General features: G+C 62.6%; 22 protein-coding genes. 8 read left to right on the forward strand and 14 right to left on the reverse strand.

Annotation, left to right across the window (positions count from 1 at the left end):
* Positions 1-37: 37 nt before the first annotated feature.
* Genes JGU71_RS24100 through JGU71_RS24110 form a run of 3 tightly spaced genes read left to right on the forward strand, consistent with a single transcriptional unit; the run spans position 38 to position 2,279 of the window.
* Entirely contained in the window at positions 38-799 is a 762-nt protein-coding gene (locus JGU71_RS24100) for a LamB/YcsF family protein (protein WP_199707128.1), read from the forward strand.
* Positions 796-1,422 (forward strand): 5-oxoprolinase subunit B family protein, encoded by a 627-nt coding sequence (locus tag JGU71_RS24105; protein ID WP_233530032.1) that lies wholly within the window; start codon positions 796-798, stop codon positions 1,420-1,422. Before JGU71_RS24100 ends, JGU71_RS24105 begins: the two co-directional genes overlap by 4 nt.
* The gene (locus JGU71_RS24110; RefSeq protein ID WP_307829833.1) at positions 1,419-2,279 is read left to right on the forward strand and encodes a 5-oxoprolinase subunit C family protein; all 861 of its coding nucleotides are present in this window, start codon (positions 1,419-1,421) and stop codon (positions 2,277-2,279) included. Before JGU71_RS24105 ends, JGU71_RS24110 begins: the two co-directional genes overlap by 4 nt.
* 30 nt (positions 2,280-2,309) lie before the next feature.
* Here the strand turns inward: JGU71_RS24110 and JGU71_RS24115 are convergent, their stop codons facing one another.
* The gene (locus JGU71_RS24115) at positions 2,310-3,128 is read right to left on the reverse strand and encodes a helix-turn-helix domain-containing GNAT family N-acetyltransferase (protein WP_372433224.1); all 819 of its coding nucleotides are present in this window, start codon (positions 3,126-3,128) and stop codon (positions 2,310-2,312) included.
* Positions 3,129-3,314: 186 nt separating this feature from the next.
* Here JGU71_RS24115 and JGU71_RS24120 point away from each other — a divergent pair, with 186 nt between their 5' ends.
* Positions 3,315-4,679 (forward strand): FAD-dependent oxidoreductase, encoded by a 1,365-nt coding sequence (locus tag JGU71_RS24120; RefSeq protein ID WP_199707133.1) that lies wholly within the window; start codon positions 3,315-3,317, stop codon positions 4,677-4,679.
* 7 nt (positions 4,680-4,686) lie between these two features.
* On the forward strand, positions 4,687-5,931 hold the full coding sequence (locus JGU71_RS24125) for an MFS transporter (RefSeq protein WP_199707135.1): 1,245 nt from the start codon (positions 4,687-4,689) through the stop codon (positions 5,929-5,931).
* 73 nt (positions 5,932-6,004) lie between these two features.
* Here the strand turns inward: JGU71_RS24125 and JGU71_RS24130 are convergent, their stop codons facing one another.
* From JGU71_RS24130 to JGU71_RS24165, 8 genes are all read right to left on the reverse strand, one after another.
* Positions 6,005-8,014: a TerD family protein gene (locus JGU71_RS24130; RefSeq protein WP_199707137.1), complete on the reverse strand. Its 2,010-nt coding sequence runs from the start codon at positions 8,012-8,014 to the stop codon at positions 6,005-6,007.
* Positions 8,015-8,111: 97 nt separating this feature from the next.
* Positions 8,112-8,669, reverse strand: a complete 558-nt coding sequence (locus JGU71_RS24135; RefSeq protein WP_199707139.1) for a hypothetical protein — start codon at positions 8,667-8,669, stop codon at positions 8,112-8,114.
* Positions 8,670-8,701: 32 nt separating this feature from the next.
* Positions 8,702-9,028, reverse strand: a complete 327-nt coding sequence (locus tag JGU71_RS24140; protein WP_199707141.1) for a hypothetical protein — start codon at positions 9,026-9,028, stop codon at positions 8,702-8,704.
* A complete protein-coding gene (locus tag JGU71_RS24145) occupies positions 9,025-10,809 on the reverse strand; it encodes a TIGR03767 family metallophosphoesterase (protein ID WP_199707143.1) in 1,785 nt (594 codons plus the stop codon). The genes JGU71_RS24140 and JGU71_RS24145 overlap by 4 nt, the downstream gene beginning before the upstream one ends.
* Entirely contained in the window at positions 10,806-11,870 is a 1,065-nt protein-coding gene (locus tag JGU71_RS24150; protein WP_199707145.1) for a cupin domain-containing protein, read from the reverse strand. Before JGU71_RS24150 ends, JGU71_RS24145 begins: the two co-directional genes overlap by 4 nt.
* Positions 11,871-12,031: 161 nt before the next feature.
* A complete protein-coding gene (locus JGU71_RS24155) occupies positions 12,032-12,421 on the reverse strand; it encodes a VOC family protein (RefSeq protein WP_199707147.1) in 390 nt (129 codons plus the stop codon).
* A gap of 12 nt (positions 12,422-12,433) precedes the next feature.
* Positions 12,434-13,195, reverse strand: a complete 762-nt coding sequence (locus JGU71_RS24160; RefSeq protein ID WP_199707149.1) for an arsenate reductase ArsC — start codon at positions 13,193-13,195, stop codon at positions 12,434-12,436.
* An 83-nt stretch (positions 13,196-13,278) separates the two neighbouring features.
* Positions 13,279-13,668 carry a hypothetical protein gene (locus JGU71_RS24165; protein ID WP_199707151.1) on the reverse strand — a complete coding sequence of 130 codons (390 nt, stop codon included), beginning with the start codon at positions 13,666-13,668 and terminating at the stop codon, positions 13,279-13,281.
* Positions 13,669-14,327: 659 nt separating this feature from the next.
* Between JGU71_RS24165 and JGU71_RS30620 the strand changes: the two genes are divergently transcribed.
* A complete protein-coding gene (locus tag JGU71_RS30620; protein WP_233530055.1) occupies positions 14,328-14,588 on the forward strand; it encodes a MerR family transcriptional regulator in 261 nt (86 codons plus the stop codon).
* Positions 14,589-14,646: 58 nt separating this feature from the next.
* Here the strand turns inward: JGU71_RS30620 and JGU71_RS24175 are convergent, their stop codons facing one another.
* Positions 14,647-15,525: a carbon-nitrogen hydrolase family protein gene (locus tag JGU71_RS24175; protein WP_199707153.1), complete on the reverse strand. Its 879-nt coding sequence runs from the start codon at positions 15,523-15,525 to the stop codon at positions 14,647-14,649.
* Between the two features lie 3 nt (positions 15,526-15,528).
* Positions 15,529-17,034, reverse strand: a complete 1,506-nt coding sequence (locus JGU71_RS24180) for an APC family permease (RefSeq protein ID WP_199707155.1) — start codon at positions 17,032-17,034, stop codon at positions 15,529-15,531.
* 124 nt (positions 17,035-17,158) lie between these two features.
* Between JGU71_RS24180 and JGU71_RS24185 the strand changes: the two genes are divergently transcribed.
* Positions 17,159-17,755, forward strand: coding sequence for a TetR/AcrR family transcriptional regulator (locus JGU71_RS24185; RefSeq protein WP_199707157.1), 597 nt, complete (start codon positions 17,159-17,161; stop codon positions 17,753-17,755).
* A gap of 15 nt (positions 17,756-17,770) precedes the next feature.
* Here the strand turns inward: JGU71_RS24185 and JGU71_RS24190 are convergent, their stop codons facing one another.
* Both JGU71_RS24190 and JGU71_RS24195 read right to left on the reverse strand, forming a co-directional pair.
* On the reverse strand, positions 17,771-19,120 hold the full coding sequence (locus tag JGU71_RS24190) for an aspartate aminotransferase family protein (protein WP_199707159.1): 1,350 nt from the start codon (positions 19,118-19,120) through the stop codon (positions 17,771-17,773).
* A gap of 18 nt (positions 19,121-19,138) precedes the next feature.
* On the reverse strand, positions 19,139-20,632 hold the full coding sequence (locus JGU71_RS24195; protein WP_199707161.1) for a CoA-acylating methylmalonate-semialdehyde dehydrogenase: 1,494 nt from the start codon (positions 20,630-20,632) through the stop codon (positions 19,139-19,141).
* Between the two features lie 121 nt (positions 20,633-20,753).
* On the opposite strand from JGU71_RS24195, the gene JGU71_RS24200 reads away from it, so the two are divergent.
* Positions 20,754-22,364, forward strand: coding sequence for a PucR family transcriptional regulator (locus JGU71_RS24200; RefSeq protein ID WP_199707162.1), 1,611 nt, complete (start codon positions 20,754-20,756; stop codon positions 22,362-22,364).
* 442 nt (positions 22,365-22,806) lie between these two features.
* Here JGU71_RS24200 and JGU71_RS24205 read toward each other — a convergent pair whose 3' ends face one another.
* Positions 22,807-23,433 (reverse strand): DUF1345 domain-containing protein, encoded by a 627-nt coding sequence (locus JGU71_RS24205; RefSeq protein WP_199707164.1) that lies wholly within the window; start codon positions 23,431-23,433, stop codon positions 22,807-22,809.
* Positions 23,434-23,499: the final 66 nt, after the last annotated feature.

The raw sequence follows: 23,499 nt of genomic DNA on the forward strand, positions 1-23,499 counted from the left end.
GCGCGGCCACTACTCTGCAAGCAGAGGTAAGGAGCTGATGCAGATGGTGGACCTCAACGCCGATGTCGGAGAGGGGTACGGCCGGTGGGAGTGCGGCCCTGATGCCGACGTGTTGACGATCGTCACAAGCGCGAATATCGCCTGCGGATTTCATGCCGGAGACCCGTCGACGCTGCGCGCAACAACTGCAATCGCCGCGACCAACCACGTCGCGATCGGCGCGCATGTGGGCTATCCCGACCTGCTCGGTTTCGGACGGCGATTTATGGACCTCTCCCCCGCCGAACTCACCGACGCCGTCGTCTTCCAGATCGGCGCGCTCGACGGCTTCAGCCGCATTGCCGGCGAACGAATCAGGTACGTCAAACCGCATGGCGCGCTGTACAACGCGGTCGTCGACAACACCGGGCAAGCCGACGCTCTTGTCGCGGCCGTTTCCGAATACGACCCCACACTGACGATCCTCGGTATGGGAGGGTCCGCATTGTTCAATGCTGCCGAGCGCGCCGGACTGGCCACTGCCACAGAGGCTTTCCCCGATCGCGGCTACACACCCGACGGGCGTCTTGCAAGCAGAAAGCTGCCGGGCGCGGTGATCGGCGATCCGGCTATCGTTGCTCGCCGCGCGCTACGGATGGTTCTCGATCACGAGGTGGAGGCGATCGACGGAACGATCGTGACGCTGCACGCCGATTCGCTGTGCATCCATGGCGATTCGCCGACCGCCGCCATTGCCGCACAACAACTTCGTTCTGCATTGACCGAAGCAGGAGTCACCATCGAAGCATTCACAGCATGAAGATCTTGCCGTGTGGCGAGGCCGCTCTGCTGCTCGAACTTTCCGATCTCGCCGACGTAGGGGCCATGCACGCGAAAGTCCTGGCTGCCGATCCTCACGGTGTGGTCGACCTGGTGCCTGCCGAGCGCACACTGCTTGTCACGATCGACACGCGTCAACGCACACTGACCTCACTGCGCGAACAACTTCTGACTCTGCATTCGACACGTCCCGCTCAGGCGGCCTCACCCTCGGCCGGCACTACCCCGCGCAAGATCCCTGTGCGCTACGACGGCGAAGATCTGCAGGCCGTCGCCGACCTCCTCAATCTTTCTGTGCCCGAGCTCATCACGCGACATCAGAGTCATACGTGGTCGGTCGCGTTCACGGGATTCGCGCCGGGCTTCGCCTATCTGACTGCGCCGGGTTGGACCGTCGCCGTTCCACGTCTACCCGAGTCACGTCCAGCTGTTGCGTCCGGTTCGGTTGCACTTGCCGGCTCGTACTGTGGCATCTATCCGAGGACATCGCCCGGCGGTTGGCGGATCATCGGGCACACAGATGTGCCGCTATGGGACGAGGACCTGCAGCCTCCGGCCCTGCTTCCCCCGGGGAGCGCCGTCGAATTCGTGGAACACACGTGAACGGCTTCACCGTCGAAACGCCGGGTCCGCTCACCACAATTCAGGACCATGGACGGGCAGGTTTCGCGTCGCTCGGGGTCGGATCATCAGGTGCCGCCGACACTCGAAGCTACGATCTCGCGAATCGTCTGGTCGGCAACCTCGACGGTGCACCAGCGCTGGAGATCACCCTCGGGGGGCTATCGGTTCGCTTCGACGCCACCCACGAGATCGTGCTGACCGGCGCTCCCGCTAGCGCCACGATCAACGGAATTCCTTTCGGCCACAACAGCCGCATCGTCGTGCACGAGGGCGATCTCCTGCAAGTGAGCACACCGACGATCGGCCTGCGCACGTATCTGGCAATCCGCGGTGGTATCGACGTGCCGATGGTGCTGGGATCCGCGTCGACGGACACCCTTGCCGATCTCGGCCCCGGACGACTCGTGAGCGGACAGCGCATCGCGGTCGGTGACCGGCGCGGACCCTATCCGCCAATCGATTTCGCTCCGGCGGCTCAACCGACGGACCGACTGTCGACGCTCGGCATCCGGCTCGGCCCACGCGACACCTGGTTCACCTCGGAGTCGATTCGCACGCTGCTGGACAGCACCTGGACTGTCACCACTCGTGCCGATCGCATCGGCGCGGAACTCGACGGACCACTACTCGAGCGGATTCACAGCGTCGAGCTGCCAAGCGAAGGCGTCGTCACCGGGGCATTGCAGGTCCCGCCGAGTGGTAGACCGACACTCTTTCTCTCCGATCACCCGGTAACCGGCGGCTATCCGGTCATCGCCGTCGCCTCGCGGCGAAGCATCGACCTCGCAGCCCAAGCGCGCCCGGGTCAGCAGCTTAGATTTGTGCTCGACAAGTAACACGATCCATTGTCGAGACGTCGAATACTGCTACACAGCAGTACTATTCGGCGTCCGGCGCTCCAGGAACACCGTGTCGCGCCACTGCCCGTCGACTTGCCCGATTCGTTCGCGCACACCGACCGTGCGGAATCCGGCCGAGTGGTGCAACGCGATGCCCGCCCGATTCTCCGGGAAAATCGACGTTTGCACCGTCCAGATTCCTGCTTCGTCGGCGGCGATCACCTGCCTGCGCAACAACGCCTTGCCGACTCCTCGGCTGCGCATTCCTTCCGCGACGAACAGGGAGTTCTCGACGACACCGTTCGAGCCGGATTGCCCCGACGCCGAGCGCAGCGCCGCCCACCCGACCACGGTTCCGTCGATCTCCGCGACCCATCGATGTTCGGGTAGCCACTGCGATTCCAGGTGAGCACGAGTGGGGACTTCGGTCTCGAATGTCGCTGTCCTGGTTGCGATTCCCTCGGCGTAGATGCGCTCCACAGCGATCCAGTCAGCGTCACGCATCGCCCTGACCGTGACATCGGTCGGTAGATCGTCCGGGCAGCACGGCCGCGGCGACAGCACACCCATCACCACGTCTGCCGCATGCGGGAGTCCGGTGCAACAGGCTGGGTTCACCACAACGACGGTGCTGGTGCCGTCCTTGTGCACGTTCACGAACCCAACCTCGGCGAGCTTGCGAACGTGATGCGAGATCGTCGGCTGCCCGATTCCGAGGGCCTCGGCCAACTCACCGATCGTGATCCCAGCGGGCGACCCGGCGACCCTGTGCAGCAGCCGCACACGCGTCGGATCCGACAACGACGCGAACCACGAGGCGTAGGTCGACGCTTCGGTCACCGACATCGTCGACGGCTCGCGCGGCACTACTTCCAGCTCGATGCGTGAACGCACCAACGGCGATTCCAGCGAGGTCATGACAACGACTATATCGATATGGATCGATGGTTGCATTCATCGATAGGTATCGATACAGTTTCGACCAGAGGATCGATGATCATCGATGAATGATTGCACACGAAAGGCATCGAAATGAGTGAGCTACCCGTCGTCGTTGTTGGAGCCGGACCGATCGGTCTTGCGGCAGCCGCCGAACTGCGAGAACGAGGACTGACGCCACTTGTCTTGGAACGCGGACCCGCCGCAGGCGCAGCGGTCGCTCAGTGGAATCACGTCCGCCTTTTCTCGCGGTGGTCCGAGCTCGTGGACCCGGCAGCCCGTCGACTGCTGGACACGACCGGGTGGACCAGCCCCGGCGACAACGGCTACCCCACCGGACGCGACTGGGTCGGCAAGTACCTGATTCCACTTGCCGAAGCACTCGGTGAAGCAGTCCAGTTCGATACCGAAGTTGTGGGGGTCGCGCGACGCGGTCGTGATCGTGTGGTCGACTCCGGTCGCGACACCGAACCGTTGTCCGTACACGTCCGTCGCGCTGACGGCAGCGAGGACCGCATCCTCGCGAGAGCCGTCATCGACGCCTCCGGCACCTGGACGACTCCGAACCCGCTCGGCGGCGACGGCCTACCGGCACTCGGCGAGAAGGCGGCTTCCGACGCCATCTTCTACCGAGTCCCTGACCTCGAAAACGCCGACACCCGTTCACGTTTCGCGGGCCGGCACACCGTCATCGCAGGCAGTGGGCATTCGGCCCTCACCGCGATCGTGGCACTCGCAGATCTCGAAGAGGATGCACCTGATACACGGATCACATGGATACTTCGTCGCGGCGACGTCGGCGCAACCTTCGGCGGTGGCGACGCCGACGAACTTCCCGCCCGCGGCGCCCTCGGGTTGCGCGCCAAGAAAGCCGTCGACGCCGGGCTGCTCCGTGTAGTCACCGGATTCCGCACCAACACAGTCGAACTCAGCGACAAGAACCAGCTCACCGTCGAGTCCGATGCAGGCACGCGGATCGAGGGCGTCGACCAGATCGTCGTGCTGACCGGCTTCCGACCCGACCTGTCATGGCTCTCCGAGATCCGGCTCGAACTCGATCCGGTACTGCAGGCACCCGTGCAACTTGCACCGCTGATCGACCCCAACGTGCACTCCTGCGGCACCGTCTACCCGCACGGAGTCAAGGAACTCGCACACCCCGAAGCAGGTGTGTTCCTGGCCGGGATGAAGAGCTACGGCCGCGCCCCGACGTTCCTCGCGATGACCGGTTACGAACAGGTCCGTAGTATCGCCGCCTCGCTGGCAGGCGATCAGGAAAGCGCCGAACGAGTCGAACTGACTCTGCCCGACACCGGGGTCTGTGGCGGCGCCGGCGTCTTCGACGACCCCGATGCCGCCGCCGCCAACGAAGGCGGCGGATGCTGCGGCGCGCCAGCAAAACCGACCGAACTGGTTGCACCGCAACTGATCAGCCTGTCTTCGGCACGCGCCAACTAACAGGTCGATGACAGCAACGACGGCCCAACCGGAGCCCGGCCACCTCGATAGGGCTGGTCTCCGGCGGGTCCTCACGGTTCTGTGCGTCACCGAAATCACCAGCTGGGGAATCCTCTACTACGCCTTCCCGGTGCTCGCGGTGTCGATTGCGACTACCACGGGCTGGTCGATGCCGACGATCGTCGCAGCGTTTTCGCTCAGCCAGCTCGTGGCCGCATTCACGGGAATTCCTGTCGGACGAATAATCGACCGGACAGGCCCACGCGTGGTGATGACCGCGGGGTCCGTTCTTGCAGTGCCGTCGCTGATCGTCGTCGCAACCGCCCCGACTCTGCCGATCTTCTACGCAGGCTGGCTTGCAACCGGCGTCGCGATGGGCGCCGTGCTGTACCCACCCGCGTTCGCGGCGCTGACTCGTTGGCACGGCGAAGGCCGCGTCAAAGCGCTGATGATCCTCACCCTCGCCGCCGGGCTCGCCTCGACAGTTTTCGCGCCGCTTACCGGTGTGCTTGTCGAACAACTCGATTGGCGAACGACGTACCTCGCGCTCGCCGCAATCCTCGCTGCGGTCACCATTCCCACACACTGGTGGGGGCTGCGCGGTCCGTGGCCGCACCCAGCTGGAAACGATGGCATCGACAGCGACGATCATCGCGCCGTGGTGCGCAGCCCTGCCTTCGCAACGTTGGTCGTCGCCCTCAGCCTCGCCGCTTTCGCCGCCTTCGCGGGCGTCTTCAACCTCGTCCCGCTGCTGATGGAACGCGGCTTCTCGCCGAGCCTTGCAGCGGTGACTCTCGGACTCGGCGGTGCGGGACAAGTTCTCGGCCGCCTCGGCTACCTTCCACTCGCCGCGAGAACCAGCGCCCGGTCGCGCCTCGTCGGCGTCATCGTCGTCATCGCCGGCACTACTGCGGTGCTCGGAATCTCCTCTGCCGCAGCAGCACTGATCGCGATATCGATCGGCGCAGGCCTGGCCCGCGGCATCTTCACCCTTGTCCAAGCGACCGCGATCACCGACCGATGGGGCACCACCCACTACGGTCGCCTCAACGGACTTGTGTCCGCTCCGATTGTGATCGTCATGGCCCTCGCGCCATGGGCGGGAACGGCGCTATCCGGCGCGACCGGAAGTTACGCGCACACCTATCTGATTCTGGCCGGAATCGCATTGCTCGGCTCGGCGGTCGCTGCGGCGAGTGTCCCTCGCAAAGGGAGCGCCGAGTGGGCTATCGCTGCGGCAACGGTCGAGTAGCTTTCTCAGTGGTTGCCCACTCGGCGCGTCTATTCAATCCCGAATGAGCTCTTACTCCTCATACAACCGCTGTTCAAAGGCCGTTGCTCACATCGCTCGGGCCCGAATCGGGTCGAGCAATCGGTTCAGGAGCGGCTGGAACCCATGGCTTGAGCGGTTGCAATACCGATGCGTAAAACTTGTCTGCGCTCTCGGTGACACTTGCGATAAAGCCTGCGGCTGACCCCGAGCGCCGGCTCCCCATGGGGACCACCGATGTAAGGGTGAACGAGGTGATGTCGCCCTGCCTGCCCACGATCAACGACTTCGCATCGTCTCGCACGGTCGATAGCTTTTCGCACGAAACTTGGCTTGCATCCGTGAATACAGCCTCGACAAGAAGATCGGCCGGCGCGTCTTTCAGTTGCCGCAACAGCCAAGTCACCCGACGAAGGGCGGTGCCCTCCGTTGGTGCAATGATGCGGGCGCGGCTTTGCACTTTGTTCGTTCGCAAATCCGCTTCGACAACCAGATCCCCGGCCGTGTCCGGAATCCGTAGCGTCGCTTCGAGGAGACCCGAAGTCGCCAATCGCTCGACGATATATTGATTTCGGGACTCAGGGTCATTCGCCAGTCTGCGCGGCAGCTGTTGCTTGACGACTACGCCAAGCGCTGCGGTGAACCGCATCGCCAGATGTCGAGAAAGCGCCAACCATGTCGTAGCGACCGAGGTCGCTTTCGCGTCACCCGCGCGCAGCGTTCCCGCAGACACCGAGTCACGCACAGCTACCCAATGTCTTCCCATATCGACGAATTCTGTTGCGCCAGACTTGGGATGGGTCAGATACCGAATGAACTCACTCAGAATCCAGCTCTGCAGCGGGTCCGTGATCGCACCGTGGGCAAGGGTCATTCGCGCTTCATGGATTACTTCCGACCACGAGATGTGTCGTAGCGCAACCTTTGTCAGCTTCTGCCGGTTGACCTGGACCGGAACCTCTCCGACGGACGCTGGGATGTCGTTCGAAATACTGAGAACGACTTCGTATTTCAGTCGCTTAGCTACATCGAGGTAGTTCTCGAGCTGTTCTTTGTGCAGTCTTCCGCTTCCTGTCTTGACTTCGAGAAGCGCAGTCCATGTGTGACCCGCGCGCGCGACTCGAAGCACACCATCCGGGATTACTTTTCCTTCGCCCTTTACGAATGGAACTTCCAGGTAGCCCTCGAACAGTCCCGCCGGCGCGCCGGCGCGAGCACAAATCGCGCGCGCAAACGGGCGGACAGCTTGCATCGTCGCCAACAGACTCGACGTTGCTCGCTTCTCCTGCTCCTCCCCTGTACCGACACCTGATATCGAGAACAGGCGTGCTGGCTGCCAACCTTCACCGCCTGCGAGAATTAGTTCCGGTACCGCGACCTTCTTCGGCACCGGCTTCTTTGTCCGCACACCCCGCTTAGGTCGCTCGACCTTGAGTCCAACCTCGACGTCGGCTCCATCAGCATCCGTCACATGTGTATTCGCTGCCGTCCTTTGTGCGACAACGACCTCATCGGCGACTTCGCCCGTGTCTGCGTCATCGACATCCACGCCGTAGTCCGTCGCCAGACCCGCAAGGCCAGATGCCCATCCTTGGCCGACGGCACGCAACTTCCACACGCCGGACCGACGGTAGATCTCGCCGAATACGAAGGCGCGCTTACTCGTCGCATCCGCTGTGAGGAATTCGCCGAGCACTGCACCTGTCCCGTCTTGTACCTGAAGCGCCAGCTTCCCGCACTCTCCCAAGGCCCGCTCACCCGAACTGCCTGCGATGACTACCTTCATCACGTCGTCCGGAATGGCAGCGAGATCGATGGAGAGGCGTTCTTGTTGACCCTCCTCGGTAATACTTTTGCCGAGGTAGCGCACTGAGGCATCGGCAGACTCTGGCTGGTTGTAGAACACGAAATCGGCATCGCCTCGCACGCGATCGTCTGCACCCAACAACAGAGCTGATGCGTCCAGGTCGAGATCTGCGTCCCCCCATGTAATCAACACATCCAGCGACGCAACGTCGTTTGGCAGGGCAACATTCTGACCTTTGGCCAACATCGATGAAGGCATATGTACTCCCCCTGCTAAAGATCTGCTCGAATCCCGCTCACGACACCGTAAACGTTCCTGCCCCACCATTGCACCAACTCGGCAGATGCCGAGTGGGCTATCGCTGCGGCAACGGTCGAGTAGCTTCCTCAGCGGTTGCCCACTCGGCGCGACTCGCAAAGCCCCACAAAGCCACACTCAGCACAATCCCGATCCACAACCAGGTTGCGAACGCCGCGATCAATCCCGTGAGGAAGAAGCCGAGCACGAGCGCGACGATCCAGGTCACTCCGATCGCAACGAGTGCACCGAAGATCATGGCCACGAACCGGATCGGCGATCGCCGCAGCGGCGCGAACCCAGCCGCCACGGGATTCGATGCGCCTGCCGCCGCCGGGGGAAGGACGATCAAACCGAGGAGCAGCACAACTGGCGTAGCCCATATTGCAAACAGTGCGACGACCACCGACAACACCACGATCCCTGCCGACCAGGCCAGACCTGCCCGCCAATGTTTCAGTCCCCCAACGGCGATGTGAACGGTCAACCACAACGCGGCTATCAGACCCAGCAGAGAAAGCACGGCGAGGACCGCGAAGCCCCACTTCGCCTCGGGAATCGGGTCCGCAGCGAGGAGCGCCGTCTGAAGGGCTGCACTACCCACGGTGACCGGCACGAACATTCGGTAGCCGCGAAACCAACCTGCGTTCACGGCCGTGGCCTCGCATTCGCGTCGATGACATCGTTCAGAGAGCCGTCATAGATGGTGCGCGACCCAACGGTGACGTCGAGCGAGTCGCCCTCGGATGTCACGTTTATCGCCTCGCCGCCGACCGTGGCGCCTTGGCACTTCACCGAATCTCCCGTCGCTTCACACACCGGCGCGGACAAGATCTCCACCTTTTGCTCGACCAACAGATCGTTCGCGGCGAAGCGCACGATTGCCAGTTGGTCGCCTCCGACCGGCGCCAACGCGTCCACCTGTGAGCAGCCGACGAGCGCAAACCCGAGGAGCACAAGAGCCAGAGTTTTCATCGCGGCCCCCTTTCGGCGTGTCCGACGACTCGTGCACGCTCGGTGAGGTGCTGCGCCTCTAGTTCGGCGTCGGTGATGAGTTCCATGTCGAACGGTGCGGGCAGCAACAACTCCGTATTGCGGTCCAGCGGTGACCCTCGACGCATCAGGGGCGTCTCCGCCCAGTCGTTGGCTGCGAGTTCGCGGCTCTGCGAAGCCAAGTCGAGGTAGCCACCGCTGGCTCCCGGGGTGACGGGTGACGCGTGATCGAGCACCGTCGTGAAGAGCGACAGGGTGCCGTCGCGGTTGTCGACGATCTCGACCACCTGCTGCTGTTGCGGAAAGTCGATGCACGACGCGGTTGTGATCTCCCAGAATCCGCCGGTCGCATTCGTGTGCGCGAGGATCTGGTTGAGGTGGGTGTGGCCGTTTAGCCAGCCGACCACCACCGGATATTTCAGCAGTAGATCCACGAATTCATCTGCGCCGTGCAGCTTTTGGTCGTGCCCAGGCTTGGTCGCGCGGTTCTCGAGGGTGAGGCTGTTGTGGTGGCTGAGCACGATGACCAAACGTTTCTCGGCCTGCGCGATTTCGAGTTCGTCTGCCAACCAACGGAATTGGTCGTCAGGTACGGCTCCGTCCGGTCCGGCGACGTGGTTGCAGGTGTCAAGACCGAAGGCCCGTACCCGCGGCGACCAATCGGCCTTCCACCACGTCTCCCCGGTGTCCAGGTTGCGTTGCGTGAAACCGTGCCCGATCGGGCCAGGAGTCGGGGCGGTCCGAAAATGCTCCGCCATAAATGTGTGTTGCTCGAACAGGTAGCGCGCTTGGTCCGCGGGCACGTCGCGGAACCCCGACCGGCCACCGAGTTGCACACCCAGGGCATCGATCGCTCGGCCGAGCACGCTGCCGGTCGCCGCGTAGCCGTTCAGGGCGGATGACGCCGTCGCCTCGAGCGTGTACGCCTTCCGGCCGCCGGTTGCCAACGCGCGAAGCTGCGAATTGAGGCCGAAAGTGCCGAGCAGCAAAGTGTCATGGTTGCCGTAGACCGCGTACCAGGGGACGGGCATTCCGACCGATTCGACGGTCTGCGCCGTTGCCTGCTCGAGCAGATCGGGTAGGCGAGGGAATCCGTAGTCACCGAACGAGCCACCGGCGGGATCGCCAGGCCGGTAAGCCCATTCGGCCTCCGACCATGCTTGCACGCCCTCGAAGGCGGAGCCGGATCCGCTGGTCGGCCGCACGCCGATGCCATCGAGAATGTCTATGTACCAACGCAATTCCAGATGCGAGTGCATGTCGGCACTGTCGCCGGTCACGATTGCAACGCCCATCGGAGCACCGGTCAGCGGGCTGAACCGAAGGTCGGCAAACGATTTCACCATCGCCGCCGTCACGTGCACAGTCAACGGGTCCTGCGGATGGAAAGCCGAACCCCACGCCGCATGGTCCTGTTCGATCATCGGCTCGATTCGCCCCGGTGATTGAGCATCGATCACGTGGAGGTCGGAGAGGTGGCCGAGATAAAGCAGCGAGCGACGGGACGAGGATCTCGCCGCATTCGGTGATCGCCGAAGCACATCCAAACGCGGGATATAGGGCTCACCCGGTCCCGCGGCAAGCACGCGGTAGCTTTTCGAACCACGCGTGCCCTGCAGGATTGTCTGCGTGAGGGTGCTCGGTCCGTCGAAAGGTTCGTCTGCTGCCGCGAGCGCGGCGCCGAGGATCGTCAGGTCGACGCCGGTGAGGGCCGCGAGAGCTGTTGCCCGAGTGAGAAACTGACGTCGCGAAAGGCCGCTCACTCGCTATCCTCACCGACGGCACGCTCGTCGAGTGGGTTGTTGCGGGTGACGATGAGCGGATCCGTGGTCGTCAACGGGAAGTTTGGGAGATCGTCGATGTGAACGTCGAACGTGGCCGCAAGCACGGCACGTGAGTACGCACTCGCCGACGCGCGATAGCCGATGTCGCCCGGCGTCGGTTGGTCGAAGAAGATCGGGAAGTGCAGGTCCGGCGCGTCGACGACCTCGATGTGGTGGGGGTACGCGCGTGGGATGAAGTACACGTCGCCCTCCTGCATGTACCAGGTGTCCAGCGAACCGTCGGGGTCCATGACCGTCATCCGCGCGGAACCCTTGTGGACGTAACCCAATTCGGCGGTGACCGGATGCCAATGCGGCTCTCGCATACCGTCTTCGCGGATGCGCAGCGAGTACATCGAGAGATCCTTCAGCGCGGGCCAGAACTGCAGGCGCGCAAGGTGTGCCGATCCGACTGCGAGGTTGATCGTCGGGCTGAGTTCCTCGACGGCGAACTTGTGTGGATTCGAAAAGTGAGCGGACGCGGGAACCTCCGCCTCACCGGTCCTTGCAGCCAACACCCGATCGGTTGTGGTCCGCCGCATGGCAGCGAAATCGGCCGCATCCAGGTCGTAGGTGTTGCCGAGAACCGCATCCGTCATCGCTCCGAACGCTGCTGCGAGGCCGAACTCTTCGGGGCGATCACTGCGCAGCGCCGTGACGAACTCTGCAACGTCGGCGCCGACGTTCTCGATGTGATGCAGCGAGCCCGAATCGATGTGGAACATTTCGCCCGCGCTGACCGTGAACGTCGAAAAGACGCTGTAGGTGTCGAGCACCGAGACGAGTGCCGTACCGGAGATGCAGTAGGTCAGGGCATTCGCATTCGCATTCCAGTGTGGTGTCCGCATTGCGCCGGGATTGACCAGAATTCGCTTGATCGACATGCCGCGCAGAATCGGCAGACTATCCGCAGTCACCCGAGTGATCGAGCCGAGATCCGATTCGACGACGACCTCACCGCCGGACAAAGTTGTGCTGTGCGCGCGTTGGCCTCGGCTCATCGAAGACCTTCCTGATCGACCACTTCGACAATGCTGAAGCCTAGCCCCGTCCGCCGCCAAGACAAGGTTAGAAAGCGATGACTTGCTTCGAGTTTTCCCTCCTGACAGCCATTCTCATGTTGCTCACCGCTGCATTTGCGCCCCAGGTCCCGCCCGCAGATTCAATTCTCGCGCATCATTCTGCTTTGGAACAGTTCGATTAGATTGCCGGCGGGGTCGGCAAGCAAGATTTGGCGTCCGCCGGGGCCGCTGATTACGTCGCTGCTGAACTCGATTCCGGCAGCGGCGAGACGCCTGATTTCTTCATCCAGGTCGTCGACGACGAGGTGGATACGGTTGCCGCCCTTGCCGATACCGGCCGGTGTCGCGCGATATCCCGAACTCGCCGGACCGGACAGCAGAAGCCGCAGCGAGCCGCGGACAACGTCAGCGAACGCGGGGGCCGCATTCGTGCGCAGAGTGAAGTCGAGTCGGGTGATGTAAAAATCGACAGCTTCCTCGACATCGGATACCAGGTATCGAACGCTGACAAATTCGCGAAGCGTTGCCATCTTTTGTCTCCTCTAGACAGATGCCGACATCAGGACGGGAAGCAAGTAACGGATTCGAGCTTCGATCTCGGCGGCCGTGGCCCGAAACAACGAGTAGTTGGCCTGGCCAGTCTCACCCGAAGCCGAGGGATCGGCGATACTCCAATGAATTAGCCGGGAATTGTCACCGAACTCAGGGCAGACTTCGCGAGCCTTGTCGCACAGGGTGATCACCGCGTCGAACCGCCTGTCGGCAAGCGAATCGATGTGCCGAGGGCGCTGACCCGAGATGTCGATCCCAAAGTCCTCCAACAGCACCCGCACGGTGTTGGGCTGCATCGACGGTTTCGGATGGCTGCCGGCACTCACAGCGTCGACCCGCCCCCCGCCAACCTGGCGGAAAAGTGCCTCCGCAATCGCGGAGCGAGCACTGTTACCGGTGCATATGAAGAGCACTGACAACTGCCCGAGCGAGCCGAACTCCATTGGCGCAGGATCGAACCGAAGCGCTGGATGCAATGCTCGACCGATGCCTGCAAGCTCGGCCGCGCAGCGATCCAAATCGAGGTGGTAGTACGTGTCGCGACCATCGAAGCTGCTGCGAGTCGTGGTCAGCAGACCTCCGGCGCGTAGCAACCGCAGATGGTAGGACACCAGGTTCTGCGACTCGCCGACCAATGCCTCGAGCTCACGGACTCGGTAGTCGCTGTGTGCGAGTTCCGCCATGAGGCGCCACCGCAACGGATGCGCACCCAGCTGCACAAAAGGCGGTACTACGCGACCATACGGCACCATTCAACGATACCACCAGATGCATCAAACCAAATTGATGTTTTGCGCGTTGCCATGCGGCGAAAATCCAAGCTGAGTGACGAACGCTATGCGGTGAGGGAGCGCACGCTCTCGATGAACGCAAGCTGGTCGTCCGAGCCGCCACCGACTGTCTGTTGAATGGCGAGCAGATCGAGGACACTCCCGTCGATGGTTATGTCCCCCTTCATAAACGACTGCAAGGCAGAGTTCGGGTCGCCTTCGACAATCAGATTCTTGGCGACGCTGAACGGCATCGACACCGTCGTCGAAACGTCATCCGCGAGACCGCGATCGAATCGACCTCCCACGACGTGCATGCCGACATCTCCGTCCGGCGCATCGCGAACGACGACATTGATTCGATGCTCGGACGCGGCTGACAGCAGACCGGGCGCCTCGGCTCGTAGCGCCTCGACAGCGTCGAACCACTGTTGCGACAGAAATACGTAACGCACCTGTGCCCCTGTCCTAGTTCTGAACGCCGATGGCGTTCTCAGATCCTATGCCAGATCGGTGTGGCTCGAGACTTGCTGTCTTGCCGACCATCCGGTGCACGGCCTTCGCCGCTGCGCAGCGTGACCATCCGTCGATCTGCCTAGCCTCTGGTTCGAAGGCGCGTCGTGCCGGTCGAGGAGCATTCTTCGGTGGATTGAGAAAATCTACAGTCGCCGCACTAGACTTTTCGGCAAGGCTGATGTAACTTAGGTGTCGCACGAAGAGCAAGTCGAAGAAGAGCAAGACCCGAAGCTGGGTGTGCCGAGACCAGCAGTACTAGTAGGACGAAGTACGAGTTAGTCGCAACACCAGCAAGTGCAGTACCCGTAAGTCGCAACACCAGCAAGTGCAGTACCCGTAAGTCGCAACACCAGTAAGTAGGTCTCGGCACATCCGTTCCAACGCCCGGGTATCGCGCCCCGGGTGATGTAAGTAAGTAGGTCAGATGTCCACCAGGGCCCCGGCGCCGCAACTTGCGCCGGGGCCCCCGTCTTTTTCGGGCCGGACATCGAAGTCGAAGCAGAAAGGTGCTGGACACATTCCCAGCCAAGTTCCATCGAACAGCCCTGATCACGATCTCGACGACAGACTCGGCGACGAGGACTACCCCGCCTACAGCATGGGACACGCCGCTGAAATTCTCGGTGTCACACAAGCATTCCTACGCAGCCTCGACGCTGCTCGACTGCTGACTCCGGGACGCTCCGAAGGCGGTCATCGCCGCTACTCCCGCTACCAGTTGCGCCTGGCAGCTCGGGCACGCGAACTCGTCGACGCCGGCACTGCACTCGACTCTGCCTGCCGCATCATCATTCTCGAAGACCAGCTCGCAGAAGCACGCCGCATCAACGACACCCTTCGCCGCGAAGATCTATCGTGAAGAGTTGCGCCCCCTGCAGGGGGTGCAACTCTTCACGATCTGGACTCGGAACTGGTGACTAGGAACCGAGTTTCTCGTGCCACGGTGGGGTTTTCATGGACGCGCCGCCGTACATGGGAAGCCGGATCGACCCGCCATGGCGGGCCACCTGGTCCCATGGTCGGTTGATGCCCATCGTGCCGAACGTGCGTGCCATGGTGACGGCGTCAAGATCGAGGACGTCGATCAGCACTTCCTCACCCTCCCCCGCTTGTTGGCGGATCGTTCCCTCAGGATCGACGATCACACTCGCGCCAACTGCGGACGGGCTGGCGCCATTGACGTTGACGACGTACACCTGGTTGGTCCAGGCGTTGGCGCGCGCGCAGACGAGCTCCATGTCGCGGTCGCAGGTCGGCGTCAGTGTCGGTTGGATAATGACCTCGGCCCCAAGCCAGGCGAGTTGCCGAGCTGTCTCGGGAAACGACCCGTCGTAGCAGATCGCGAGTCCGACCCGACCGATCTCGGGGATGTCGAAGACGACGAATTCGTCTCCTGGGGTGGATGTTTCGTATGGTTGCCACGGAAAGATCTTGCGGTAGGTCGCGATGATCTCGCCTTGCGGCGACACGGCGAGAGCGGTGTTGTAGATCTGCTGATCCACTCCGCGCTCGTACACACTTCCCGGCACGAGCCACAGGCCGGTTTCCTTTGCCAGCGCACAGATTCGGTCGGTGTCGGGACTCGGTATCGAGATCGCGGTCTGCTCCATCCAGCCGTCGCGCGCTTGCAGGAGTGACCCCTCCGCCATCAGCATCAACTCGGGAACGACGACCAATTGGACGTGCGAGAAAGTGTTGCGAACAGCGCGAACCTGCTGCGCGTACAACTCCCAGGTAGCGTCCTGATCGAAAGCAATTGGTGCAGTTTGGATTACGGCGATTGCAAGTGTGCGCATGACTCAGGCCTCGATCTGGGTTGATGTGATGACGGCGGTGCGGCCGTCGCGAAAGAAGGAGCGGAAACGGGTTCTGACGATCACCATCACGACAGCGCCGACGACGATCGAGCCGATACCGAGCAAGAACACGCCACCGACGCCGTGGAAGGAGGTGACGCCGTATGCGGGGTCGAGCATGTCGTGTGCGCTGCGAGCAAACGCAGCAAGCATCAGGACTCCCCCCGTCGCAGGCAACACTCCCTTCAGAAGCAGGTCCCGCATCGAGCCGCGAAGTTGGTTACGGAAATACCACACGCATGCGAAGCCGGTGACGCCGTAGTACAGCGCGATGAGCAGTCCGATCGACAGGATCGCATCGCCGAGGAAGTTGCCCGAAAGGAGCGTGAGCAACGCGAGGAGTGCGGTGGCAAAGATGCCGTAGAACAGAGTGCCGAACGCAGGTGTGCCGTACACGGGATGAATTTTGGTGAACGCCTTGGGAAGTGCGCCGTGGCTGCTCATGGAAAGAGTCGTGCGTGGACTCGCAATCATGCAGGTGAGCAGGGCTGACACCGCGGAGACGCAGATCGCGACCTGCACGACCGTCGCCAGTGCCGACCCGAGTACCGGAGTACCAAGGGCCGCAAGCACATCCGCGGCGTTGTCGGCGTTGCCGAGGCCCAAACCGTCCGTTCCGGTCCCTGCGAAGCTGAGCGCGGCAAAGGCTGTGAACAGGTACGAACCAAGGAGCACAAGCGTCGAGATGACTGCGGCTTTACCGGGAATGCGGTCGCTGTCCTCGGTTTCCTCGTTGACCGTGATCAACGCATCCCAACCCCAATAGATGAACAGGCAGAGCAGCACAGCTTCGGCGAACGGGCCGAAGCCGCCCATCGCGAAAGGGTTGAGCCACGAGAGGCTCGGAGCGGAGGCTCCGTCACGGGCGAACGCCGCGATGCCGAAGCCGAGTAGGGCGACGAACTGAATTCCGACGAGCACGTACTGCACCGATGCTGCGAGTTGGAGACCGCGATACGCGACCGTCGTGACGGCGGCGAGAATAAGCATGGCTGTGACGAGTACGGCAATATCGTTGGTAGCCAACGAATCCAGACCGACGAGGTCGAGTAGATAGGTCGCGCCTACGCGGGAGAGCGCGGTCATTGCGATGAGTGTCGCGATCTGCGGGACCCAGCCACCGGAGAGCCATCCTGGCAGTGGTCCGAAGGCCCTTGTCGTCCAGACGAAGGTCGTACCGCAGTCCGGCATCTCGCGATTGAGTTCTCGAAATGCAAAGGCGGTCAGCAGAATCGGCACGAATCCCAGCAGCAGTGCCGCCGGAGCGAGGTCGCCGACCACCATCACGACGAATCCGAGGCTGACGGCGAGGCTGTAGGCAGGCGCAACGCTGGACAGGCCGAGCGTCACCGCAGCCAACAAGCCGACAGTGTTGCCGCGTAGACCCTTTCCGGTGCGGGTGGGCGGAGCGCCGAGGCTGGCCCCAGCTTCGATTGGGTTGGTTGCCACGGTAAGCTCCTAGATTTCGAAGAAGTTGTTAAATAGAAATTTAAGAGATCGTTAGCCAATAGGTCAATAGCTGCGGAGATATCTGTTAAATTTATTTTTATCGAACTAGCTGAGGAGAGACCAGATGGCGCGCAAGGCGAGTCGAGACGAACGCCGAGCAGAGCTGAGCGACGCAGTCGAGCGCGCCGTATTCGCGCGCGGACTCGAGGGCGTTCGGTTGCGAGACGTCGCAGAGCAGGCCGGGATCACACCGGCCGCCGTCCTCTACTACGGCGATCTCGACGCCTTGATCTACGAGACCTACCAGAAGGCCATCGAGCGCTACAGCCAGCTGCGCGAAGACACAGCGGATAAGTTCCCCGACCCACGCGAGAAGCTACGCGTCTGCATCGACCAGGGTGTCGCCACAGGTCCGGACGACACGCTCACGCGAATGCTGTTCGAATGCTGGCCGAGATGCTTGCGCGACGCCAGGGCAGCAGCACTCGACAGTGCGCTCACCGAGCGCCAGATAGCCGTCTACCAAGGGATTCTCGTTCTCGGACAGTCCAAGGGATACTTCGAGCTGTCCGAGAAGCCGCGAATGCTTGCAGCGAATTTCGTCGCCATGGAAGACGGCTATCAGATGGAAGTGCTTGCCGGCCGCCGCACCCGCAGCGAAGTGATCGACGCGCTGCACTCCTATGCGCGATCGGCGACCGGATACAACCCCGCGTCCTGACCAAGCTACGACCCGTCAGGCAAGGCCCGCGTCTGCGATGTCGAGAGCAGCGTCGATGATCGCAAGGCCGGCTCGCGCCTCCTCGTCGGTCACGGTGCACGGCGGCACCACGTGAACGCGGTTGAAGTTGGCAAACGGAAGTAATCCTTGTGCTTTGCAGGAGGCAACCACGGCGTTCATCGCCGGACTGGAAGCACCGTAGGGAGCAAGTGGTTCGCGGGTGACCTGATCCTTCACCAACTCGATTGCCCAGAAGACACCCAGCCCACGGATCTCACCGATGCTCGGGTGTCTGGTCGCAAGCTCGCGCAATCCCGGCCCGATGACCTCCGCGCCGACGCGCGCAGCGTTGTCGACAATGCCCTCCTCGCTCATCACTGTGATCGCTGCTGCGGCCGCAGCCGTCGCCAGCGGGTGACCCGAGTAGGTGAGACCACCCGGATACGGCCTATCGGCAAATGTTTCGGCGATCGTTGGGCTGATGGCTACTCCCCCGAGCGGCACGTATCCGGAGTTGACGCCTTTCGCGAAGGTCAACAGGTCGGGCGTGACGTCGAAATGATCTACGGCGAACCACTTTCCGGTGCGACCGAAACCAGCCATCACCTCGTCGGCGATCAAGACGATGCCGTACCGGTCGCACAATTCCCGCACACCCATCAGGTATCCGGGTGGCGGGACCATGATACCGGCGGTGCCCGGCACTGATTCGAGCACGATCGCGGCGATGGTCGACGGACCCTCCAGCGCGATCACCGACTCGAGGTGCGCGAGCGCACGTTCGCATTCTTCCGCTTCCGTGGTCGCGTTGAAATGCGAGCGGTAGAGGAACGGGCCGAAGAAGTGCACGACGCCGCTGTTGCCGTAGTCGTTCGGCCAGCGGCGAGGGTCGCCTGTGAGATTGATCGCCGTGTCGGTACCGCCGTGGTACGAGCGGTATCGAGCCAATACCTTGTAGCGGCCTGTGTGCAGCCGTGCCATGCGCACGGCATGCTCGTTGGCATCGGCGCCACCGTTGGTGAAGAAGATCTTGTTCAGGTCGCCAGGCGTGCGCTCGGCTATGAGATGTGCAGCCTCCGAGCGAGCAGCATTCGCATGTTGCGGGGCGATGGTGCACAGCGTCGCCGCCTGGGCTTGGATCGCGGCGACGACCTTCGGGTGCTGGTGACCGATGTTGACGTTGACCAGCTGAGACGAGAAGTCGAGCAGCCGATTGCCGTCGCCGTCCCAGACGTAGGAGCCTGCCGCGGCCGTGATCGTCATCGGGCTGATCTGCGCCTGCGCCGACCAGGAATGGAACACGTGGGCGCGGTCCAAATCGTAGGTCCGTTCGGCTTCGGTACGTATGGCGGTGGTGAGTGTCATAGCGAAATCCGTTCTCGTTCAGGCGTTCTGCGGGAAGCCGAGTTCGATGCCGCCGTGGCTGGGATCGAGCCACCGACTCGTGACTGCCTTACCTCTTGTGAAGAACTGCACACCTTCGGTGCCGTGCGCGTGGGTGTCGCCGAAGAGCGAATTCTTCCAACCGCCGAAGCTGTAGTACGCCATGGGAACTGGGATGGGTACGTTGATTCCGACCATGCCGACCTCGACCTCGTTCTGGAACCGGCGAGCAGCACCACCGTCGTTGGTGAAGATGGCGGTTCCGTTGCCGTAGGCATTGGAGTTGACGAGATCCATTGCCTCGCCGTAGGACTCGACGCGGACCACCGCGAGCACAGGTCCGAAGATTTCGTCGGTGTAGATCGACATCTGCGCGGTGACATGGTCGATCAGGGTGGGGCCGAGCCAGAAGCCGTCTGCACCGCCGTCTGCCTGGACGGCGCGCCCGTCGACGACGATCGTGGCGCCGTCCGCTTCCCCTGCATCGACGTAGGAGGCGACCCTGTCGCGATGTGCTTTCGTCACCAGCGGACCCATGTCCGCATCGCCGGTACCGTCGCCAGTCTTGATAGTGCGAGTCCGCTGGGCAATCTTTGCCACCAGATCGTCGGCGATCGCGCCGACCGCAACACACACCGAGATCGCCATGCATCGTTCGCCCGCCGAACCGAAGCCTGCATTGACCATGGCATCGGCGGCGAGGTCTAGGTCGGCGTCTGGCAGCACGATCGCATGATTCTTGGCGCCGCCGAGTGCCTGAACGCGTTTACCCGCTGCAGTTCCGGTCGCGTATACGTACTGCGCGATCGGAGTCGAGCCGACGAAGCTGATCGCTTTGATCTTCGAGTTGGTCAGCAGTTCGTCGACCGCGATCTTGTCGCCCTGCAACACGTTGAAGACACCGGCGGGGAGTCCTGCGTCGGCCCACAGTTGCGCCATCCACAACGCCGCCGACGGGTCCTTCTCGCTGGGTTTGAGAACGACAGTGTTGCCCGCGGCAATCGCGATCGGGAAGAACCACATGGGCACCATCGCAGGAAAGTTGAACGGACTGATGATGGCGACCGGCCCGAGAGGCTGGCGGATCGAATAGACGTCCACGCTGGTCGACGCATTCTCGGTGAAGCCGCCTTTGAGCAGATGTGCTATCCCGCAGGCGAACTCGACAACCTCCTGGCCGCGGGTCACCTCACCGAGCGCGTCGGCGAGCACCTTGCCGTGTTCGTGGGTGATGATCTCCGCCAACTCGCCCTTGCGAGCATTGAGCAGTTCCCGAAATGCGAACAGGACTTGGGTTCGCTTGGCGACCGAGGTGTCGCGCCACTCCGAAAACGCGGCCGCGGCGCCATCGATGACGTGCTCGGCGTCCTCGATGCTCGCGAGTGCCACCTCCGCGGTGACCTCACCAGTCGCCGGATTCGTGATGATCGCGGTCCTACCGGATTCGCCGGTAAATACTTTCCCGTCACACCAATGCTGCACTGTTTCGGTCATCGAGGAGACCCCTTTCGGGAGGTGGTTGATCAAATGGCGGTACGACCACCCTCCTCTGAGATACACATCCACGGACCGAGCACTATGTATGCAATTGGCCGCCTCGACATACACTTCGTAAATGGCCATGACCGTAGCGGAGATCATCGATTTGCCAGTGGTACAGGCTGGTAAGCCCAAGGTGTTGAGCTCTTACGGTCTCGATACGCCGGTGCGTTGGGTGCACGTGAGCGACGTTTCGGACCTGTCCGATCTTCTGCAAGGCGGCGAGCTGGTCCTCACCACCGGCGCGGCGCTGCGTCGGTCCCCACGGCACTACCTCGCGGGGCTCTCCCGGGAACGAGCCGTAGGCGTCGTCGTCGAACTCGGAGCGCCCGATGCGCCGCTCCCAGCCGATGCAGGTTCCATCGCGGCGGAACTCGGACTCGCACTGATCGCTCTGCATCGGGTGATCCGCTTCGTCGACGTCACAGAACAGGTCCATCGTGCGATCGTCGCCGAACAGTTCGCGGAAGTTGCGTTCGCACGCAGGACCCACGAGATGTTCACCGACTTGGGTATGCAGCGTGGGTCACCGACCGACATCGTCGACGCGACAGCTCAACTGCTGGACACGCCGATCGTGCTGGAAGACCTCGCACATCAAGCCGTGGCGGTGGCCGCCGCAGGCCATGTCACCGCAGAACTACTGCGGGACTGGGAACGTCGATCGCGCCTGCACGTCGGCCCAGGCACGGCCTCGGCGGATACGCAGGATTGGATATCCGCGCCCGTCGGGCGACACGGCGAAGAATGGGGCCGACTGATCGCTCTTCGCGCGTTGCCGATTCCGCGCGTCACGATGGTCCTCGAACGAGCAGCCCAGGCGTTGGTGTTGCACAGAATGGCCGAACGTGACCGCTTCGACATCGAACACCAGGCACAAGCAGGACTGTTGGAAGACGTTCTGCAAGAACGAATTCGAAACAAGGACGACATCACTGCTCGCGCATTCGCACTCGGCCTACGACCGGTGGAGTCCTACGTACCTGCAACGGTCCGCTGCCGCGACTGGCCGCACGACGCAGACCCGGTCGCGGCCCTGCGGCGTAGTACTCAGCTGCTCGATGCGGTGGTCCATGCGGTGAAAGCGAATGGCCACACCGGTTTGTTCTCCATTCGCGGCTCCGGTGAAGTCGGAATGGTGCTCTCACTTCGGGGCGTTCGAGGGCGTACTCAGCACGAGGTACTCGACTCACTGGCCATCGCACTCCATACCGGTGCGCGACGCCAAAGCGACTCGAAAGAAATGGTTTTCGGTATCGCAACGCCCCAACACGATCTCGTCGAGGCGATCCGCCGAATCGGCGAAGCCGGGCACGTCGCCGAGGTCGCGCTGTCGATGCCATCGAACGGACGAATCTGTTTCCGAGTCAACGACATCCGGATACGTGGACTCGTGTCCCTGCTACGTGGCGACCCTCGCGTACAGCGCTTCGCGGAGGCCGAGTTGCGAGTACTGATCCTGCACGACATCGTGTCCGGCGATCGCTACGTCGAAATTTTGCGCGGCTACGTCGAACTCGCCGGCAACAAATCAGCTCTCGCCAACCGGCTGCACATGAGCAGGCCCGCGCTGTACGCCAAACTAGCTCGAATACAAGACATTCTCGGCGTCGACCTCGCCGACGGTGAATCGATGACCTCGCTGCACGTCGCACTGTTGGTATCGGAAGCACAGTCGGGGTCGTGATCACCGTTGCCGCAGACCCCTGCTATCAGCGAAGTATCAATGGTCTGCCGATGGGTGTGAGGGTTCCGTCAAGAAGTCGTCGACCCCGACGCGCGGTTACGACACGTGGCACTGCTGCCGGCTGAGCACAAGGCTCGGCCGCATCGAGCAGGAGTTCGCGGTGCCACTGCACCGCTCGACAAGGTCCCAGCAGCACAATCACCCCAGAAAACCCTTGTACGCGTAACCCCTCACGGTAGGCACGATCGCACGCGTGGTCGAGTTGCCTGGCCTCGCTTGCGTCGGTGTGCGCCGCGATGCGGCACCGACCTGACCCGACGACTGTTGTGTCCGTCGCTACGGCCAGGTGCGACAGGATCTCTGAGAACGTTCCGCGGCTCCGCCGCTCGTGCGTCTTTTCGGCGCGCCCGACCTCCGAAAAGACTCACGAGGCGCAGGCCCCTCAGCCGGTGACAATCCCTACGACCAGGTTGATGGTTGTGGCAAGAATGACGGTGCCGAACGTATAGGACAGCAGGCAATGCCGAAGTGCGACTGCACGAATCACTGAACTCGAGACCGATGTGTCGGACACCTGGTAGGTCATGCCGAGGTTGTAGCTGAAATAGAAGAAGTCCCGATAGGCCGGCGGTTCGTCGGAATTGAAGTCGATGCCGCCGGGAACATCCGCGTAGTAGAGGTAGGCGTATCGCGCGGCGTACATCAGGTGCAGACCCGCCCACGACATCGCCACCGCCCCGACTGCGATGGCGGCAGATGCACGGCTGTCGGTGTCGCGCCCGGACACAAGCAGCAACACGACGGCGACCAAGCCGCCCAACGCCGCACCGACGACGATCAGTTCGTCGACCGCCGGCCGAAAGTTCTCTCGTCCCGCATGGCGACGGGTGCTGTCGGCGTTCATGGGCCACAGCACCAGCCACCCGGCTACCGCGAACAGTGCTGCAGTCGATGCGATACCGGCGAGAACACCGACGAGCCCGTTTGCCAACCAACCGACGCCGACGCCGATCACCGTTCCGCAGATCATCGCCGTGCAGAGTCGTCCGATCGCCGAAGCAGGAACCATGTGCTCAATTCTTACGTCAGTCTCGACCGGATGCGCCGTTCCTATCCAACCAATGCGCGGCTAAAT

Source organism: Antrihabitans stalagmiti (assembly GCF_016482825.1).
GTDB classification, from domain to species: domain Bacteria; phylum Actinomycetota; class Actinomycetes; order Mycobacteriales; family Mycobacteriaceae; genus Antrihabitans; species Antrihabitans stalagmiti.